This is a genomic window from Acetobacter oryzifermentans, assembly GCF_001628715.1.
In the GTDB taxonomy this organism is placed as follows: domain Bacteria; phylum Pseudomonadota; class Alphaproteobacteria; order Acetobacterales; family Acetobacteraceae; genus Acetobacter; species Acetobacter oryzifermentans.
The window spans coordinates 98,580-116,245 of record NZ_CP011122.1; the positions used below are offsets into that span (position 1 = coordinate 98,580).

Here is a 17,666-nt window from a genome sequence, read left to right on the forward strand (position 1 = left end):
GTTGAATTGGGTTGCTTATGCAGTTCCCGATCAGGCCGAAAGCGCCAGCGGGAAGGTGGTCGCGCCATTGCGGTAGGTGCTACCGTGGGTGGCTTGATGTTCAGTGTCGGCGGTGTGTTTGGTGTCGGTCAGTACCATTCTTCTGTTTTTAGCTTTGCTGATCGCACTTTGGGTCAAGACAAGTCCATTTTTCTCATAGGAATGCTGGCAGGAGGCAGGAAGTTACGACGTACGACGTGGCTTACTGTGATGGAGCGAAAACCTGAAGATCAATCGTCACCGGATGGCGTTCCTGTAGCGTGGTCCGATGCGTGACGGACACGATCGTTACTGACGGGATATGGTCGCGCAGGAGGTCATAGAGCTGGTTTTCAGAGGCGGTATCAAGATTCGATGTCGATTCATCCAGAAACACCCATGCCGGCTGATTGAGCAGAACGCGACCAAACATCAGGCGTTGCTGCTCTCCCGGCGACAGCCGTTCCGTCCATCTGCCCTCAGTATCCCGATCGTCGATCAGGGCCGACAGGCCGACCTGCGCGAGGACGGTGCAAAGACGATCATCGGAAACGGTCTCGGGGGCGCGGGGATAGCATAGGGTGGCGCGCAGAGTTCCAAGAGGAAGGTAGGGACGCTGCGGAACGAACATCATCTCCTCCGCAGGCAGTCGTATTGTGCCGCTGGTGAACGGCCAGATACCGGCGAGCGTGCGTAGAAGCGTCGATTTTCCGAGACCTGATGGCCCGATCAGGACAATATCATGCCCTCTGGGCAATGTTATGTTTACCGACGACAGAAGCACCGAACCATCCGGACGGTATATATCCAGATGATCAGTCACAATGTCGCACACGGTCGGCTTAATTTCGCGCGTGGTTTTCCCGGTGCCGACAGACGCACGATCCATCGTGCGCTGGAAAGTAGCCAGACGAGCAACATTGGCCCGCCACTCAGTAAGTGACGCGTAGGAGGACCAGATCCATCCGAGTGCGTCCTCAACGCGGGAAAAAGCCTGCACAAGCTGCATCAGCGTACCGAAGGTGATCTTGCCAGCGAAATAGCGGATTGATCCGACGAGAAGAGCAAAATTTCCTGATAATGTTCCCAGACCATCCGTCAGGAAACCAAGCCATTTGGCGCGTTTCATAATCCCGAGGAAGTTGTCGTAGATGACGTCGAATTTCCCGATCAGAAGACGCTTCTCATGATCGGCCCCATCACTGAGAGCGATGCTAGCCGCGTGATCGCGGATATGAACCAGACTGTACCGGAAGTCAGCTTCCGCTTTCTGCTGGGCGATCCGCAGTGGAATCAGGCGACGACCCGTCAGATGCGTGACGACCGATGCAAAGAGTGAATAAAGAAGAGCTATCCACAGGAAATATCCTGGGATACGTACGCCGAATATCGAGATCGCACCCGACAGCACCCAGAGTAGGCCGACATAGCTGAACAAAGTGACAAGCCGTGACACGATGTCGAGGAACTGCGATAACGTGTTCCGCACGAAGCCGTCGATATCTTCCTGGATACGCTGATCGGGATTATCGCCAACAGCGGTCAGACCGGTTTCCTCTATGGCAATCCGGAAAGCGACGTTCTGGTCAAGCCACTGACTGACCATGCGATGTGTGAGCCAGCGCCGCCAGCGCAGTTGCAGTAATTGTTGCAGGTAGGTGGCGTATACCGCCGCCAGCAGGGAAGGAACTGCGATGATGAAGAAGCCGGGGATCGGCATCGTCGGGGTGTGAACGAACCAGAACAGACCACGCAGGAAGGATGTGACGTCCCGCTGCTGTAGAGCGGTATAGAAAATGTTACGCGAAAACGATTGCAGCACATCCGCCCCCACAAGCAGAAGGGTCAGCCCCAGTACGACGCCAAGCAAAGTCCAGGCCGATTTGCGTTCCGCCGAGGTGAAATAGGGTCGGCTCAGATACCAGAGATCCGCGAGAGCAGCGCGTAGTCCCTTCATGCGCCAAAGACCTTTGGCAGGCGGAAGCGGGAGGCGTCAGCCAGCAGGTCGATGGCTGTTTCCATTGTCATTGTTGGTGCATCCGGGTTTCCATACTCCCGGATGGAGACGGTTCCCGCCTGTGCTTCTTTCTTTCCGACAATCAGCAGCACAGGCACTTTCGCGAGACTGTGTTCGCGGATTTTGTAGGCGATTTTCTCGTTACGGAGATCGGGTGCCACGCGGATGCCACGCTGGCGGAGTGCTTTGATCAGATCGTCCGCGTACTCGTCTGCGGCGGCGGTGATTGTCGCCACAACGACCTGAACGGGAGCGAGCCAGAAGGGCAGATGGCCGGCATGGTGTTCAAGGAGAATGCCGATGAAACGTTCCAGCGAACCGAACAGGGCGCGGTGCAGCATGACGGGCGGATGCTTGTCCCCATCCGCGCCGACATAATGCGCGTCCAGACGCTGAGGCAGATTGAGATCGACCTGCACGGTACCGCACTGCCAGTCTCGTCCGATTGCATCACGCAGTACGAATTCCAGCTTGGGACCGTAAAAAGCACCTTCCCCCGGATTGCGCGTGTAGGAAAGGCACGAAGCTTCGACCCCGCGCCGTAACGCGTCCTCTGAGCGATCCCAGATCTCGTCCGATCCGACACGTTTTTCGGGTCGGTCAGAGAATTTGATACGGACATCGTCGAAGCCAAAATCCTTATAGATTGAGAGCACAAGATGGCAGATCCGCTGCGTCTCAGCTTCCATCTGCTCCGGCGTGCAGAAAATATGCGCGTCATCCTGCGTGAATGCGCGCACGCGCATGAGGCCATGCAGCGCTCCTGACGGTTCGAAGCGATGGACCTTGCCGAATTCAGCCATCCGCAGGGGCAGGTCACGATAACTCTTCAGGCCATGACGGAAAACCTGCACGCCACCGGGACAGTTCATGGGCTTGAGGGCGTAGGTGCGGCCTTCGGTCTCGGTGGTGAACATGTTCTCCCCGAATTTTTCCCAATGGCCGGAAGCTTGCCAGAGAGACAGATCCATAATGTCGGGCGTATTGATCTCTACATAGTTCTCGGCCTGTTGGCGCGTGCGTAGATAGGCGAGAAGCGTCTGGAACAGCGTCCAGCCATTTGGATGCCAGAAGACCGCTCCCGGTGCTTCAGGCTGGAAATGGAATAGATCCATCTCGCGTCCAAGTCGGCGATGATCGCGGCGTGCCGCTTCTTCCTGACGTCGCTCCCACGCCGCCAGTTCGTCGGCATCACGACAGGCCGTGCCGTGAATCCTTTGTAGCATCGGGTTGTTCCGGTCGCCCTTCCAGTAGGCCCCGGCTGTGCCGAGAAGCCGAAAGGCGTGTCCGATCTGCCCGGTGCTGGCGAGATGTGGCCCCCGGCAGAGATCGACGAAGCTGCCCTGTCGGTAAAAGCTCAGGATAGCATCAACAGGCAGGGACCGGATGATCTCCGCCTTGTAGGGCTGTCCGTTCTCCTTACACCAGGCAAGGGCGCTCTCACGCGTCCATTCTTCCCGGATGATCGCTTCGTCCCGATCGACAATCTCGTGCATGCGGGCTTCGATCCGAACGAGATCATCATCCGTGAAAGCGCGCTCAGCCGCGAAATCGTAGAAAAATCCCTGCTCCGTGGCGGGCCCTGTCGCAAGCGCGGTGCCGGGAAACAGTTCACTGACGGCCTGTGCCAGAACATGGGCCGTGTCGTGCCGGACCAGGGAAAGTGCATCGGCGTCTGACCGGAAAACAGGCTCAGAAGGTCGGTCACCTGACATGATTGCCGAAAGATCGGAGAGAGCGCCGTCCACACGCCGGGCGAGAACGTCCTTTGGGGAATGTGATGCGGAACAGGACGCGATGGTGGTCGATGACATTGAAGAACCTTGACGAAGAAGGGCGATGAGAGGGCAGCGGCTCATTTGGGGGCGCGTGTCGGAAGATCGTTCTGTTGGGGGCGTTGCAACGCGGACGAGAAAGAAGGACAGGTACTGCACTGAGCGCAGACGCCCTGCACTTCCATCACCCGGTGCCTGACCTGGAATCCAAGGGTCTCGGCTGCGCTGTCGATCTGCTGGCACGATGACGTGGTTTCCACCGCCTGTGCGGCGCCACATCGGTCGCAGATACAGTAGACGAGGCGCGACGGATCGCCTGTCCGGATCCGCACGAAGGCATTTCGACTTTCGAGCCGCCCGACGAGCCCGTCAGCGATCAGCTTTTCCAGGGCTCGATAAATTGTAGGCGGGGCAACTCGGCGGCGATCTGGATGACTGACACACCGGAGGATATCATAAGCCGATAACGGCAAATCTGTCTTAGTCAGCGCGTCGAGCACATCACTCAGCAAAGAGGTGGTCCGGCCATTTCGGGTATTGGAAACCTGATGGACGCCGCGAGAAGGATGCGTGACATGTTCTTTCATCGGGAAACCGTATCCATCACAAGGATTGGCCCCGGAATCGCACCGTTTGGGTCACTGGCCGGGAGACGATGGAGGCAGCCAGGTTCGCCTTCAGCAGCTCCCTTGATAAACGCAACGGCGAAAGGCGACAGGGTACTAACGATGCCGCTCTTCGGGTCCTGATTGCTGCACCATTCCGCCCCGGTGCGTCCATAGCCGCAGATCAGCCTGAGCGCATCAGGAGGAAGTTCGAATATTGCATCACTACTGAGGGAGGCCATCAGTCGGATGTGCTGTCGGATGCCTCCCGTCAAAGCAGCGAACAGAGAGGATAGATCCACGACATCCGTCAGAATGACGGGAGGCCAATCCTGAAGCACAGCCGGGGTTGCAAGGTAATCCGCGATCTCCGAAGGCATGCCGGAGAGAGTGAGAGGAGACGGGGAGCCCGACCAGCCTGTGACCGACTTCTCCCAAGCTGCTGGAACTCTGCGGCCCCATACGACCATATCAACATCTGGCCGTTGCAGATCCATCACAACGGCCGCGTGGGCACAGGCGACTACATGCGGTGCGGGACAGCCAAGAGCGGCGTCTTCTGGTGTATCGACTTTCGCTGCGGGCCAACTCTCCATGAACAGCATGACACCGGGACTCTCCTGCGGCGCACGCGCTGACGGGGGCATGTTCATCGAGACGGGATGTTGCTGTGTGGAAGACGGCATGGCTCCGGCGCTTGACGAGAAGTGGGCGATGTTCATAATGTTATATTATAACATAACATAGTCAATGCCGGGACGAGGACTGAATGGACACATTGATTGAAACGCCCCGAAAAATCCGGGTGCGACCGACACGGGCTCAGGCGGAAGAAGCCGTGCGGACTCTGCTCGCCTGGACCGGTGACGATCCTGATCGTGAGGGACTGGTCGGCACGCCCGGCCGTGTGGTGCGGGCCTATGAAGAGTTTTTCGAGGGATATCAGGACGATCCGGTCGCCCTTCTGGAGCGGACTTTCGAAGAAACCGGAAACTACAATGAAATGGTGGTGCTGCGCGACATCCGGCTGGAATCCCATTGTGAACATCATATCATTCCACTGATTGGCAAGGCGCATGTGGCTTACCTGCCCGACAGGCGGGTAGTCGGCATCAGCAAGCTGGCGCGGCTCGTGGACGTCTTTGCCCATCGCCTCCAGATTCAGGAAAAACTGACAGCCCAGGTCGCCGACACAATCCAGAGTGTTCTGCAGCCGCGCGGCGTTGCGGTGGTGATCGACGCGGCGCACCAGTGCATGACCACACGTGGGGTGCGTAAGCCGGGCGTGAGCATGGTCACCAGTCGCCTGTTAGGCGAGTTCAAGACCTCGGAACCTTTGCGTCGCCAGTTCTTCGCTATGGTGGGAATAGGGGGCGTATGATGGGCGAAACTTTCCCCTCTGCATCAACAGCGTTCCAGCCTCGTGTCTCTATCGAGCAGGTCGAGGAAGGAACCGATCTTGCCCCGCGTTTTGACGCTAGCGGATTGCTGAGCGTGGTCACGACGGACGCGGAGAGCGGGGATGTCATGATGGTCGGCGTCATGAACGCCGAAGCGCTCGCCCGTACCATCGAAACCCGCGAGGCGCATTACTGGAGCCGGAGCCGCCAGTGTCTCTGGCGGAAAGGCGCCACGAGCGGGCTGATCCAGCATGTCATCGAAATGCGGATTGATGACGATCAGGACGCGGTCTGGTTGCGGGTGCGCACCGCGGGCACAGGAGCGAACTGCCATGTGGGTTATCGAAGCTGTTTTTACCGGCGTGTCGATCTCACTGCTGATGAAGTCGTTTCGGCGTCATCCGCTGAACTCGTCTTTTGCGAAACGCACAAGACCTTCGATCCAGTCGCTGTCTATGGCGACGTTCCGAACCCAACACAGCTTTAGAGGAGAAAAAACCATGGACAACAGACTTCCCGTCACCGTGCTGTCCGGCTTTCTGGGCGCGGGCAAGACGACCCTACTCAATCATGTGCTAAATAACCGCCAAGGCTATAAGGTCGCGGTGATCGTAAATGACATGAGCGAGGTCAATATCGACGCCGATCTGGTGCGCGATGGTGGCAGCAATCTGTCGCGCACCGATGAGAAGCTGGTCGAAATGACCAATGGCTGCATCTGCTGCACCCTGCGCGATGATCTGTTGCAGGAAGTTCGGCGGCTCGCAGAGGAACGGAAATTCGATTATCTGCTCATTGAATCCACAGGCATCGCAGAGCCGCTGCCAGTCGCCGCGACGTTCGAGTTCCGTGACGAGAATGACGTCAGCCTGAGCGATATCGCACGGTTGGATACGATGGTGACGGTCGTGGACGCGGTCAATCTCCTGCGCGACTATTCCTCCAGCGATTTTCTGAAGGATCGGGGCGAAACAGCCGGGGAAGACGACGAGCGTGCTCTGGTCGATCTGCTTGTCCAGCAAATCGAGTTTGCCGATGTCGTGGTCATCAACAAGGTTTCCACCGCCACGCCAGATCAGGTGGACGCGGCGCGGAAGATCATTCGCGCGCTGAATGCGGACGCCGACATCATCGAGACCGATATGGGACGGGTTCCTGTTGAACGGATCCTGAATACCGGTCGCTTCGATTACGACAAGGCGCACCAGCATCCGTTGTGGTTCAAGGAACTTTATGGGTTTGCCAATCATGTTCCCGAAACGGACGAATATGGCATCCATAATTTTGTCTACCGGGCGCGGCGTCCGTTCGAGCCCGCAAAATTCCAGGCTTTTCTTGACCGGAACTGGCCGGGTGTCGTGCGTGCCAAAGGTCATTTCTGGTTGGCCACGCGCCCGGACTGGGTAGGAGAAATGAGTCAGGCCGGAGCCCTTGTGCGGAGCGAAGCAATGGGGTTGTGGTGGGCCGCGATACCGAAAAACCAGTGGCCAGACAGCGATCAATGGCGGGATTTTGTTCTGGGAAACTGGGATTCCGTCTATGGCGACCGGCGGCAGGAAATCGTCTTCATCGGCACGGCGGAGATGGATGAAGCAGGACTGCGCCGGGATCTTGACGCTTGTCTTGTGCCGGATCTTGGAGATACCCCTTTTGAGCCGTTACGCTACGCACGACTGCCCGATCCTTTTCCGGTCTGGCGTCGCCAGTCGGAAAATCTTGAGCACGCTTGAAGGGGTGATTGCGATGCATCTACGTAAAGTGACTTTCTTATGAAAATACGAGCTGTTATCGCGTGAGAACCCAATATGGCTTGGAGATTGATCTGGTTGATTTCCAAGGCTCGAAATCTGCGAGCGACCGATCTTGTTAAACCGACCGATCATACTGATCCGATCCAGAAGGTGATCATCGAGATGATGGGCGGCGGAGTGGATTATTCCTTCGAAGCGATCGGTCGCGTTGATGTCATGCGCGCTGCCCTTAAGCGCGGCCATAAAGGCTGGGGGAAATGCACGGTCATCGGTGTTGCCGGGGTACGGCCTTGGAGGGTAAAAGGGTGTTCGCCGTTACCCGGCATGGTCGATGAATGGCTGGCGGGAAAATTCAGCGTCGATCCCTATATCGCCCACAACATGACGCATGACTGGATCAATACGGCATTTAATCTTCTACATCGGGGGAGGTCATTCGTTCTGTCATGTACTATCAACCGAGGGAAACACTCTCCAACGACCTGCCTGGCGAAATTCTGGCCGATCTTTAGGAGACAGACCATGGCTAACTGAGTGGATTAATCCTCAATATAGCAACCTGACCACTAATACGGCCATCGCGGAGCTAAAACTCATGCAAGGAACTGATCCTGCGATAACCATTGTGGCTGAAAACCGCGACTGTACCGCCATTTCTGGTTTTGACCAGCATGTTTGATTTGTGAATTTTCGGAAACCATCTTGCAAGAATCCGGGGGGTGGAATTTGTTATTTCACGACTCCCTTTCGGTATCCGTCCAGTCTCAGTTTTCTGGGCATAAGTGTTTGTTTTTGTACAAATAGTGGTGCTGTTTGTTGTGGAATCAGTCTCAAACATTTATGCCCTTGTGGTTGGTCGCATCTTGATTGTGCATCCTGTCGCATGACGAGCACATAGTGGGTGCGCCAACCAAAGGTCTCGTGTGCATCGGTTTTTCCTATTGAAAGGAAAAGATCGTGCAGTGAGGAATATGTAAGAGGCGATGGATAGGGCAGCTAATGCGGCCTGGTTCGTCAGTATGACTGAGAGGAAGAATGAGCCATGACATAGTTTCCCCCAAAAACGACTGAGGCCCCGCTTTCGCGAGGCCTGCAGACACAAAAAACATTCCCTAGGGGATGTCGGATGAAAATAGTTTGGCGACAATTTTTCTCCGACATTTGCCGTAAAATTGCAAGTCTTTTCTTGCCATAGGGGACGTTTGTCCTGCGGGTCAGGAGCGCGACGGGGGTTTTGAACCCATTCGTCGGACAAAAAGAATAATGATAACAGAAGATTATGCCCGTTCTGCGGGTATCAGGAAAATCACGCCTGCCATGGTTGCGGCGCGCGCAACAGCTGAGGCCCTACCGCTGCAGGCTGTGGAAATGAGCGACCTTTATCGCTATTTGCGTCAAGGACGGTCGATTCTCGGCCTGACATGCCAGCAGACAGAACTGCTCTGTTATCTGATCGCATTTACCCAACCTGCCGACTGGTCAGGTGAGGACGATGTTCTGCCCGTCTCGACGGCTTCCAATCTGGATATCCAGCAACGCTTTGACCTCGGCCGCACCCGCGTCAAAACTCTGTTGCGCGAACTTGCCGAAGCTGGGTGGCTTCTCTACCGGGATAGTCCCAACGGACAGCGATACAGGCGATCAGGCCCGTTTGCTCCAAGGGGACAGCAGGCTTACGGGTTTGATCTTTCTCCGCTCGCCCGCCGATTTGAGGATTTGGAACGCGCAGCACAAACGGCACTGTGGCGGCAACAGGAAGGTCGCCGTCTGCATCGCGAAGTCACGATGATTGCCAGGACTATCTATGCCCTTTTCCAGACGGCTGATGAGGCAGGGCTCACGGTAAAAGACAGACAACAGATACTCGCTCGCACCTCTGCGTTGGTCGGTCAGCGTGGGACAGATCGCGATCCTCAGTGGCTTGACCCCATATGTCAGGAGCTACGCCAACTTCACGATCAGCTGGAGAGGGACATTTCGTATCTTCAAGAGCTAGAACATCAACCTGATGAGATCAAAGCTTCGTCTCTTTTATCTGTGGAAAGTGACCCCATGGGGTCACCTGAGCGACCCCAATATACTAATACAAACCCATCCATATTAGCTAAAGCTACTGTAAAAGCAGACGGCTCCGCCGAAAATTGCATTGAAGCTACGCGTAGTCGGCCGTCCTCGTCTTCCCGTGTTGCAGAACACCAGACACCACCCCCTTCTGCGGCAGATCCATTGAGGGGATTCCGGGCCAAGCCGACATTCGTGCTGCATATTGCCCCGATTTTCCGTCAGTATTGCACTTCCGATAGGCCGGCCGAGACGCAGATCATCCAGGCAGCGCTCTACGCGTGCGAACAGCTGGGAATTTCCAGACATGCTTGGGCACAGGGGCAAGCTGTTTTTGGGGACTATCCGAATGCAGTGGTGATCGCAGCAATTGCCGCACGGACAGATGCTGGAGAAGTCCGTTCACCGGGAGGACTGCTCCGTGCCATGATTTCGCGCTACCTGTCGGGTCAACTCGCACTGGATCGTACACTCTACGGGCTGGCGGAGAAGCTGAAAAACGGTCCGACTGTCGTGCAGTAAGCGTCAACCAGGTGGTTTCAAGTTCAAGCAAAAAATGTGTTTTTGGTCGCATCATGCTCTGGCTGAGTCGTGATCGTAGGAGATCATACGATGCAGACGATAAGGGATATGTTTCCCCCTTCGCTCGGCACAACCGGGAGGACCGAGGGCACCATGCTTGAACCAACACGCTTTCCACGTGTCGAGCGTTACCGAGAGGAATTAGCAAATCTGACGTTTGAGCCAGTTTCTGCGGATATGACGTCTTTCTATAAGGTCCTGATCCGGGACGCGATGTGCGTCATGAGCGAACTTGATAGGCCAGATCGCAGTCAGATAGCCGAAATAAGCTCTCTTACAACCCTACTTATTGAGGCATGCGTACCGGTGGAAATTTTCATGGATTTTCTTCAACGCCTTCATGAGGAACTGGATGAACCAATCCGCCCTACGGAAGGAGATGAATGATGCCCGTCACCGACCCTTATCTCTATCCTGGCACGGAAGTTCTCGTGAACAAGAAGGGCTATCAGAATGCTGAACGCCTTCGCATTTTTGAAACAACCCGGTATCTCAGCCGTGCGATAACCATGCCCACGGATACCAACGCGACGTCCGCCCTTAAGGATTTGCATCACCATCTCTTTCAGGATGTCTACGACTGGGCCGGTCAATACCGGACGTGCGATCTCGCTGTTGATGGTCGGAAAGGTCTTCATCCAGACCGGATTTCCCAGTCAGTTCAAGGCGTATTCCAAAACCTGAAAGCCAATAATGGTTTGCGGGATCTCTCTTCCGACCGTTTTGCGCGGGGAGCTGCCACCCATATTGCCGCTTTGGATAAAATCCTGCCTTTTCGGCAAGGAAACCAGCAGGTCACCCTGCTTCATCTCTCACACCTTGCTCGGAACGCCGGCCATAATTTTGACCTCAGCCAACTCGATCACGATCAATGGAACAGAGCCTGCGGCAAAGCGGCAGTCAATGACGAGCGTCTTATGATGCATGCCATCGCAACGTTATTTAAGTCTGGCCGAACAATGACGCCCGACCAGGCACGTCGTGAAGCTCTGTCGCTCCGTGATCCAGCACGCCAGGAACTGCAATCCGGGATTGATGCGGCCACCAGAACACTGAACGCAGGCCAGGCAGATAGTGCCACGTTGAAAGAACTCAGGGGCTTACGGGGAGAACTGAAAGCTTTGGCAAGCGACACGCAGGTTGGCGCCGTTCTGCGTCATATCGATCAAGCCCAAAAGGCGGGCATTGAAAAGCTGACCGTTCTCCCCGGCCGCGACGGTTCTGCACGTGACGCCATTTATGCCATCGGGCGGGCTGCCGTGCGTAGTCTTGACTTGCAGGACGATCAACGAGCAGTGCAAGGTATGAGTGCCGAACAGACACGATCCCCAGCATCGTGGTTCAATCGGGCCAGCCAGAAACTTTCTGGGCCGGAAGAAACACCCCCTCAGCCAAATAGCCCAAAATCACGTGGCCCGCAGTTTGGCTAGTTCCTGCTGAACTTAATCAGGCCGATGGCGTCTGATGAGACGTTCTGCGTGATCTATCGCACGCTCCTGTTCCTCATAATTGATGGGAGCAAACGTGGGCGCCGGCTCTACCGGCCGGATGTCCACGTTCTCATCTGGAGGACAGGTTTCCTGACTTTCTTTTTTCCCCGGTCGCCCACGTTTCCTGCCAGGTTGAGGCCTTTTGGGAGGACGGACGATCTCGCGGAGAGGTTCCAGATCTTTCAGGGCGAACAGACGTCGCGCCGCGCGATGCGTGACTTCAACAATCAGCCCCTCTTCCAGAAAACGTTCCAGATAGATGTAGGCAGCTTTGAGCGACAGGCCGAGCTCGGCTGAGAGGCGTGTTGCCGAGACCACTGAATAGGGCTGCGAGCAGATCTATCACCTTGTCAGCGCACGAGGTGCGACGTTGGCTGCGCTTTGGAGCCGTCTGTCTGGGCGGGTTTGCGCGCGTCCTGATCGGATGACGTGCCAGTTGGCGTGACGGACTCAAGCCGAAAGCCTTCGGATGTGCGGACAGCCCTCAGAGACGTTCCCTCGAGAAGGGCTGCGAGAGCATCGGCGGGACGGTAACGGCCATGGATCCAGTGAGCAGACTGGGTGCGCTCCTGATCTGGCAGAACATGCACGAAACAGCCGGAATTGTGGGCAAAGTCCTGAAGAGCCTCGTCCAGACGGCGGGTCTCAGCATCATAACGGCCCGGAATGTCCATGCAGACGGCGTATGCCTGTTCAGATGAGAGCAGCGACAGCAGGAGAAGACCTGGAACGGAAAGGGGGACGAGTGAACGCATCATGCCAGCATACTGAAGGACAGGCCATGAAAACGCAACGGTGATCCCGCCATAGGCCGGTGTCGCGCCGCAATGGTACGCCCTTGAGTGCTCGGTTGCAAAGTTTGGTTTCATATCTGAAACTGCTATTGGTTTTGAGGCGGATCCTCAGATCGCTCAAAACTTTGCAACAGAGCCGGCCGATGGCGGCTGATGAGACGTTCTGCGTGATCTATCGCACGCTCCAGTTCCTCATAATTAATGGGAGCAAACGTGGGCGCCGGCTCTACCGGCCGGATGTCCACGTTCTCATCTGGAGGACAGGTTTCCTGACTTTCTTTTTTTCTCGGTCGCCCACGTTTTCTGCCTGGTTGGGATCTTTTGGGAGGACGAACGATCTCGCGGAGAGGTTCCATATCTTTTAGTGCGAACAGACGTCGCGCCGCGCGATGCGTGACTTCAACAATCAGCCCTTCTTCTAGAAAACGTTCCAGATAGATGTAGGCAGCTTTGAGCGACAGGCCGAGCTCGGCTGAGAGGCGTGTTGCCGAGACCACTGGATAGGCTGTGAGCAGATCTATCACCTTGTCAGCGCGCGAGGTGCGACGTTGGCCACCCGATTTTGATCTGGCCTGACGCCAGCTTTGTTCCAGAGTCCGTGTGCGGTCCTCAACGGCCGCGATCTCTTCATTCAGACAGTTCAGGAAAAAAGGGAGCCATTCTGAAGGGCTCCAAGGTGCTTCCGGTACGAAGGATCTGGCTCCAACAAGGGGAAGCGGAAAATGAAGAACATTGGTCAGGCGCCAGTGGCGGATCAAAGCGGCGCGCATCGGGGCACGAGCATGTCCTGCTTCTATCCAGGCATGAAAGGCGTGGGCAGAGCCAAGAAGAGGGCCTGATCTGACACGATACTTGCTGAGCCAACCTGAAGCCTCTTCTATGGCGTTGCGTTGCGTATCTGTTGGCCTAACCAACCACTGATATTGCTCAAATGCAGCGTGGAGAGCGTCCACAGACGTTCCGCGTTCATAAATATCACATCCGAGTGGTACTGATCTCAAACCTTCCAGTTCTGCCGCTAACCGCCACGGATCTATGAGATGGCCATCAACTGCTGCACAGGCTCTTGCAGCTTCCAGCCGCTCCCGAAACAGGATTGCAGGGAGGAGAGGATGATGATGCAGGCGCTGATCAAGTCTGCCGAAAGCCAGTGCCGTCTGGGTGAGGCTTTCGTATAACTTTCCGTCAGAAGATTGAACTGAGGCTGTCCGGAACATGCTCAGACGCGGCGGGTTGCATCGTCGTAAACCTCATTGGCATCCCTGCGTCCAATCGCAACAACCAGCACTATGAGTTTCCCGTCATGAACCTGATACACCAGCCGGTATCCGGAAGCTCGACGTTTGATTTTATAGCAGCTCACAGATCGTCCAATGAAACCGGAAGAGACGGTTCAGGCGAGGCAAGACGCTCTCGAACGACGCCAAGGAGCTCCAGACCGTCATCCGATACAACAGTGCGCCGGACAGGGAGCTTGCCAGTAGCGACGACATATTCAAAGGTCTGGCGGATGAGATCTGAGGGTGTCACGCCGAGTTCTGACAGACGATCGTAGGCCGCTTTCTTCAGACTGTCATCGATGCGCAGGTTAATTGAAGCCATGATGTGTCCTCCAACAAACACATCATCTGTTTGTGCCTTTACGTTTGTAAAGGCAAATGAATAAGGGCTGCGTTCCTGTCGTTCCCATGGAAAACGACAGGGACCGTCCTGATCAGAGACCATTGTGAGACTATCTCTGATAATTATACAGCCTATAGCCCACATGTAGCGCCAAAATCCCGAAAACTGCGTAAATAGGGGATTTCATGAAGGCATCAGACGCCCACCAGCTCAGATCGCCCCATAGTGGGTCATGCAGAAATTTTGAATCCAGACTGGTGATCTGTCTGATGACCGGCGGGGGAAGCGTGGTTTGGATCTTCCAGAAAGCAAAGCCTTGCGCAAACACATTCCACAACCATGCGAACGAAATGCTTCCAAAAAAGGGAGCATAAATGCGGTCAGTACAGACCAGCCTCAACCGATCGAGGATTGGTGTGTCACCGTCCAAATCGACCATAAACAGCATCATGCTGATGCTCATGACACACATTACAACCAGAAGCGGCCATTCCCACACCAAAGACCATTCCAGATCGCTGGTAAATACACACCATGCTGCAATCAGACCACTGATGACGGCAGGAATATTCCATACGAGAAGTCTTTTTTCGCTCCATGACAAGTCATAAGGCATCCTAAACCTCATCAATCCTGATAATTTAAGCTACGGCTTTCAATTCATAGTCCACATGGAACCCATCGTAAGGGAATACGACTTTATCTCCGATCTTTTCAAGCAGACCTGCTGCCAACAAGACTTGAATATCACCATGAGTAGCTTTCACGTCCCGTCCAATGAGCTTACTCAGACCTCTTATCGACATGGGCTTTCGGCCTGACATCACCTGCAACAACTCCTGACGACGTGGTGTCAGTGTTCTCCACATGAGATCAAGCGTTATGAATGTATGACGGGGCTCCTGTTTTTTACCTTCAAACGCTGCAGCCAGTCGTTTGCCCACTTCATCCAAACCATCGAAACCAATCAGAAGAATTTCTTTCTTCTTCTGGCTACGCAGAACGTCTTTCATTTCAACCATTCTCTCACATCCTCCAAAAAATCATCTTTTAAGGTCTGCAAATCTTGAAATGTGTAAGAAACTTCTACGGCTCCTATGTGCTTATGGTCTCCTTTTCCTGACTCATTGTCATATCGCAGAACGCATTTGCCATCCGATATCAGAGCCAGACGATACTTGTAGTGGTGCAAACTGCCTCTCAAGGGAGAAGGAACCTCCCAGACCACCAATTCGATAAACACCCGTTCTGAAAGGGTGATTTTCTCTTTCATGATGGAACGGGCTTTCGTCATAGACTGGATTATAATTTAGGATGTTGTCGTTGTCCACAACAACAACGAATCCTTGGCCTGAGGGCACCACTGATATAACACCAACTATAAGAACGATTTACCCTATATAACATATAGCTTCAAACCCCGTCTTTTTATGAAAAACAGCCCCCTTCCCCATACATACTTGCGTTAATTCCACTTATCGCAAGTAGGAGGGCGCACGGAAAAAAAGGTTTGTGTCGAAATTCCTTAATTAGGTGAATCCCGGCTTCCACACCGCCAAATCCCACCAAAAGTAACCTTAATCAGGTTAAAAGGAATCCCTTAATTAGGTTAAAAGCCCGTTCTTAGTCGGACTTGTTTCAGGCCGAGGATTGACATGATGTCCATCTTGGGGGGTAAACGGAGTGTCCGGTTTTCGACAAGATAGATCAAAAACCGGACAAAAAAATTTAGGTGAGCAAGCGGATCACGGTGGATGAAAACCTATTTGTATCAACAGATTTCGCTATAAACTCACATATCTTTGTCTTGAATATTATTCTTTCGATTCCCTGTTCTTCAGCACAGGCTACCATAACGGTGAAAAAGTTTTTTCCTGTAGAATCCGGTTTGGTTCTTGCATCTGAAGAATAATCAGAAATTATCTCTTGAAACGGTCTAACAGCGAAAAATTGGTCTCCAATAGCCCTGATAAGCTCTTGGTCTGGTGACGTGATAGCGTTTTTGTATATAAATTTTTCAATACTCTCTATTGGCAGGAACGTTTTTTTTAAATTTCCATAAATTGATGCTTTTTGCTCACATTGATCTTTTATATCCGCATCTAGGATTGAAATAATTTGACAGCGATCTCCGGCTAGTTTCGAAATTTGTAATTCCTTATGGAGATCCAATACCTTCTCCCAGCCTCCACAAGAAAGAATCCTAATTAAACGACCGGACTTTAATTGTTCGTCATTCAAAATTTTATCTACAACATTTTTAGCCAAATCATCTTCGACCAAGATTACGAAATCAAATCCATCTGGTCGATAAATTGTTCTGGAAGCATATGCAGGATAGCAGGGATTTATTATTTTTGTCGAATTATCAATGCTATTATCTAGGTAAAATATGTTGCTCGGATGTATACTTCCAAGTATCTGGGTGCTATGCGTAGAGAAAATCACACATAAATTTTCTTCTTTACTTAATTTATTTAAAAATATTATCAGCCTATCTTGAGCCGAGGGATGCAAAGCCAACTCCGCTTCATCCAATAAAATTAGACTGATTTGGTTTAAATTTTTGGACTTATTATATTTTACTCGATCATAAATATAATTTAACAATCCCAATAAAAGAAACTCACCAGAACTCATCATTGTTTGATGAATAGTTTCACCATTCTTGTAAAGAACGTAAGGTATACCTTTAAATCCAAGTTCAGACGCTCTTTTTTTTGATTTAACCTTTTTTAGCTGATCATAATACATTTCTGAATTTTTTAGTATTTTCCCCAAATTTTTATATACGAAATCATCGGCGTCACACAGGTCAATGGGTTTTATATGAAGGGAGTTTCTTTTGCTTGAAGTTTGTGCATCAGAGAATCTATTTCCAAAAATTATACTAGCTTCATAAATGCCGCTAAAAAATATTTCACTATCTCCATTATCCTCTCTAACCCAATTTATTTTTTTCTTCCATATGTTTGTTTTTCCATTAAATTCAAAGACAATTTCCGTTTGATCAGATCCATCTTTAGAAAAATAGCTTCTTAATGCATTTTTATAAACAGATCTAGACAATACAGAAAATAATGTACTTTTTCCAGATCCATTTATACCACAAACTGCAGATACTCCATTCGATATTTTGATACTTATATTCATATTAGATACGTTTCTTAGATTTTTTATGGATACATTTAGAAAATCCGTCACTTGCAAATACCTTTCATTTCAACCGCAGAAAATTTTATACCTTTTGTTCGCTGATAAAAAAATAGAAAAATCGGACAGGAAAAATCTAAATAATATGCCAAGTATAGAATGAATGCTATTATTATGTTATTTTCTAATGCAATAAAAGAACTATATATAGCTTATTAATCATATCCGTTTCCGGATCACTCATTCTTCTAAGTGTCCGTCCAAGATCTAATCTACCATTACAGAGTTTTCTGACCATCAATCGGACTGACGCCCGTCGGAGGAAAGTGAGTGCATTGCGATTGAGGAACTCCCAGTCCTTGCTCAGACGTCGGCAGCGATTTGGCTCTACGAACAA

At 52.7% G+C, this 17,666-nt stretch carries 20 protein-coding genes and 1 pseudogene; 7 read left to right on the plus strand and 14 right to left on the minus strand.

Annotated features, from left to right (window positions below):
• Positions 1-241: 241 nt before the first annotated feature.
• Genes WG31_RS14535 through WG31_RS14545 form a run of 4 tightly spaced genes read right to left on the minus strand, consistent with a single transcriptional unit; the run spans position 242 to position 5,020 of the window.
• Complete coding sequence (locus tag WG31_RS14535; RefSeq protein ID WP_003626794.1) at positions 242-1,975, minus strand: ABC transporter ATP-binding protein/permease; 1,734 nt, start codon at positions 1,973-1,975, stop codon at positions 242-244.
• On the minus strand, positions 1,972-3,849 hold the full coding sequence (thrS, locus tag WG31_RS14540; RefSeq protein ID WP_047957394.1) for a threonine--tRNA ligase: 1,878 nt from the start codon (positions 3,847-3,849) through the stop codon (positions 1,972-1,974). Before thrS ends, WG31_RS14535 begins: the two co-directional genes overlap by 4 nt.
• A 41-nt stretch (positions 3,850-3,890) precedes the next feature.
• Positions 3,891-4,397 carry a Fur family transcriptional regulator gene (locus WG31_RS15345; protein ID WP_020936739.1) on the minus strand — a complete coding sequence of 169 codons (507 nt, stop codon included), beginning with the start codon at positions 4,395-4,397 and terminating at the stop codon, positions 3,891-3,893.
• Positions 4,394-5,020 (minus strand): DUF1826 domain-containing protein, encoded by a 627-nt coding sequence (locus tag WG31_RS14545; protein ID WP_020936738.1) that lies wholly within the window; start codon positions 5,018-5,020, stop codon positions 4,394-4,396. The genes WG31_RS15345 and WG31_RS14545 overlap by 4 nt, the downstream gene beginning before the upstream one ends.
• A 164-nt stretch (positions 5,021-5,184) precedes the next feature.
• Here WG31_RS14545 and folE point away from each other — a divergent pair, with 164 nt between their 5' ends.
• The 7 genes from folE (at position 5,185) to WG31_RS14580 (ending at position 11,639) form a co-directional block, all read left to right on the plus strand.
• Positions 5,185-5,796 carry a GTP cyclohydrolase I FolE gene (gene folE / locus WG31_RS14550; protein WP_020936737.1) on the plus strand — a complete coding sequence of 204 codons (612 nt, stop codon included), beginning with the start codon at positions 5,185-5,187 and terminating at the stop codon, positions 5,794-5,796.
• Positions 5,793-6,302, plus strand: coding sequence for a phosphoribosyl-AMP cyclohydrolase (gene hisI / locus WG31_RS14555; protein ID WP_035362736.1), 510 nt, complete (start codon positions 5,793-5,795; stop codon positions 6,300-6,302). The genes folE and hisI overlap by 4 nt, the downstream gene beginning before the upstream one ends.
• Positions 6,303-6,315: 13 nt before the next feature.
• Positions 6,316-7,545, plus strand: coding sequence for a zinc metallochaperone GTPase ZigA (gene zigA / locus WG31_RS14560; RefSeq protein WP_035362737.1), 1,230 nt, complete (start codon positions 6,316-6,318; stop codon positions 7,543-7,545).
• Positions 7,546-7,620: 75 nt separating this feature from the next.
• The gene (locus WG31_RS14565; protein ID WP_020936735.1) at positions 7,621-8,100 is read left to right on the plus strand and encodes an MDR/zinc-dependent alcohol dehydrogenase-like family protein; all 480 of its coding nucleotides are present in this window, start codon (positions 7,621-7,623) and stop codon (positions 8,098-8,100) included.
• Between the two features lie 729 nt (positions 8,101-8,829).
• Positions 8,830-10,149, plus strand: coding sequence for a plasmid replication protein RepC (gene repC, locus WG31_RS14570; RefSeq protein ID WP_003626803.1), 1,320 nt, complete (start codon positions 8,830-8,832; stop codon positions 10,147-10,149).
• Between the two features lie 153 nt (positions 10,150-10,302).
• Positions 10,303-10,596, plus strand: coding sequence for a hypothetical protein (locus WG31_RS14575; protein WP_003626805.1), 294 nt, complete (start codon positions 10,303-10,305; stop codon positions 10,594-10,596).
• Positions 10,593-11,639, plus strand: a complete 1,047-nt coding sequence (locus WG31_RS14580; RefSeq protein WP_020936732.1) for a Fic/DOC family protein — start codon at positions 10,593-10,595, stop codon at positions 11,637-11,639. The genes WG31_RS14575 and WG31_RS14580 overlap by 4 nt, the downstream gene beginning before the upstream one ends.
• Before the next feature lie 12 nt (positions 11,640-11,651).
• Here WG31_RS14580 and WG31_RS15355 read toward each other — a convergent pair whose 3' ends face one another.
• The 10 genes and pseudogenes from WG31_RS15355 to WG31_RS15670 form a co-directional block, all read right to left on the minus strand.
• The gene (locus WG31_RS15355; RefSeq protein ID WP_020936731.1) at positions 11,652-12,017 is read right to left on the minus strand and encodes a hypothetical protein; all 366 of its coding nucleotides are present in this window, start codon (positions 12,015-12,017) and stop codon (positions 11,652-11,654) included.
• 32 nt (positions 12,018-12,049) lie between these two features.
• Positions 12,050-12,568: a hypothetical protein gene (locus tag WG31_RS15720; RefSeq protein ID WP_020936730.1), complete on the minus strand. Its 519-nt coding sequence runs from the start codon at positions 12,566-12,568 to the stop codon at positions 12,050-12,052.
• Between the two features lie 11 nt (positions 12,569-12,579).
• Entirely contained in the window at positions 12,580-13,710 is a 1,131-nt protein-coding gene (locus WG31_RS14595) for a Fic family protein (protein WP_020936729.1), read from the minus strand.
• Between the two features lie 2 nt (positions 13,711-13,712).
• Positions 13,713-13,856 (minus strand): type II toxin-antitoxin system RelE family toxin, encoded by a 144-nt coding sequence (locus WG31_RS16160; RefSeq protein ID WP_076026999.1) that lies wholly within the window; start codon positions 13,854-13,856, stop codon positions 13,713-13,715.
• Complete coding sequence (locus WG31_RS15890) at positions 13,853-14,218, minus strand: type II toxin-antitoxin system RelB/DinJ family antitoxin (protein WP_342446846.1); 366 nt, start codon at positions 14,216-14,218, stop codon at positions 13,853-13,855. Before WG31_RS15890 ends, WG31_RS16160 begins: the two co-directional genes overlap by 4 nt.
• 7 nt (positions 14,219-14,225) lie before the next feature.
• Positions 14,226-14,732 carry a hypothetical protein gene (locus WG31_RS14605; protein ID WP_003627485.1) on the minus strand — a complete coding sequence of 169 codons (507 nt, stop codon included), beginning with the start codon at positions 14,730-14,732 and terminating at the stop codon, positions 14,226-14,228.
• A gap of 25 nt (positions 14,733-14,757) precedes the next feature.
• Positions 14,758-15,138, minus strand: coding sequence for an HVO_A0114 family putative DNA-binding protein (locus WG31_RS14610; protein WP_003627483.1), 381 nt, complete (start codon positions 15,136-15,138; stop codon positions 14,758-14,760).
• Positions 15,126-15,389 (minus strand): toxin-antitoxin system TumE family protein, encoded by a 264-nt coding sequence (locus WG31_RS14615; protein ID WP_231862534.1) that lies wholly within the window; start codon positions 15,387-15,389, stop codon positions 15,126-15,128. Before WG31_RS14615 ends, WG31_RS14610 begins: the two co-directional genes overlap by 13 nt.
• Positions 15,390-15,844: 455 nt before the next feature.
• Positions 15,845-17,320 (minus strand): ATP-dependent nuclease, encoded by a 1,476-nt coding sequence (locus WG31_RS14620; protein WP_280790767.1) that lies wholly within the window; start codon positions 17,318-17,320, stop codon positions 15,845-15,847.
• Between the two features lie 226 nt (positions 17,321-17,546).
• A pseudogene (locus tag WG31_RS15670) lies at positions 17,547-17,648 on the minus strand (IS5/IS1182 family transposase); the annotation flags it as partial.
• Positions 17,649-17,666 lie beyond the last annotated feature (18 nt).